The 978-nt window shown below is 64.1% G+C and carries 1 protein-coding gene; it reads left to right on the forward strand.

Features of this window, described 5'->3' with window-relative positions; translation table 11 throughout:
* Positions 1–59: 59 nt before the first annotated feature.
* Complete coding sequence (locus ABGB01_RS45975) at positions 60–953, forward strand: IS982 family transposase (RefSeq protein WP_347780651.1); 894 nt, start codon at positions 60–62, stop codon at positions 951–953.
* The last annotated feature ends 25 nt before the right edge of the window (positions 954–978 follow it).

Raw genomic sequence — 978 nt, forward strand, 5'->3', positions numbered from 1 at the left:
CTAGACGAGTAAGTCCGAAGGCTTGCGGTGCATAGGGGAAGGGCCTCCATGATCGTTTTGTGACGAACGACATCGAGACCCTTCTCACCGCACTCTACGTGAAGATCGACGATGAGTTGGGAGGACCGCGATGGACGGGCAGGCCACCGGTACTGACCGACTCCGAACTGGTCTGCGTCGCGGTCGCTCAAGCGCTGCTCGGGTTCACCTCCGAGACTCACTGGCTGCGCTACGCCCGCAAGCACCTGGCCGGCCTGTTCCCGTATCTGCCGCAGCAGTCCGGCTACAACAAACGGCTGCGTGCTGCCGTCGGGCTGGTCAAGCGGACCATCCGCGTGCTCGCCCGATCCAGCGACTTCTGGCTCGACGACTGCTGGATCGTGGATTCCACCCCGGTGCCCTGCGGGATGTCCCGGCCGACGGTCAAGCGCTCGAACCTGGCCGGATGGGCCGGGTATGGCTATTGCGCTTCGCACTCGCGGTTCTACTGGGGGCTGAAGCTGTACCTGGTGTGCGCTCCGTCGGGAATGCCGATCCTGTGGGCGCTGGCCGACCCGAAGATCGGCGAACGCGAGGTACTGGCGGCGATGCTCGAAGTCGACGCGGGCGTGACAGCCGAGCACGAGGGCATCCTGCTGATCTGCGACAAGGGCTTTGCGGGCAAGGACTTCGAGACGCTGCTGGGCGAGTACGGGATCACGATGCTGCGTCCGTCCCGCAAGGACGAGAAGGCCCGCTATGGCGAGTCGATGCTCAAGAAGGTCCGGCAGCTGATCGAGTCGGTCAACGACACCCTCAAAGGCCAGCTCAACCTGGAAGACCATGGAGGCCGCTCCGTAGAAGGGGTCACCATCCGCGTCGCCCAGCGCCTTCTTGCGCTGGCGGCGGCGATCTGGCACAACAACGCGACCAACGCCCCGATCACCCGGTCACTGATCGCCTACGACCATTGACCGGAGATCGGAATTACTCGTCTAG

Source organism: Nonomuraea sp. B5E05, assembly GCF_039880665.1.
Classification (GTDB): Bacteria; Actinomycetota; Actinomycetes; order Streptosporangiales; family Streptosporangiaceae; genus Nonomuraea.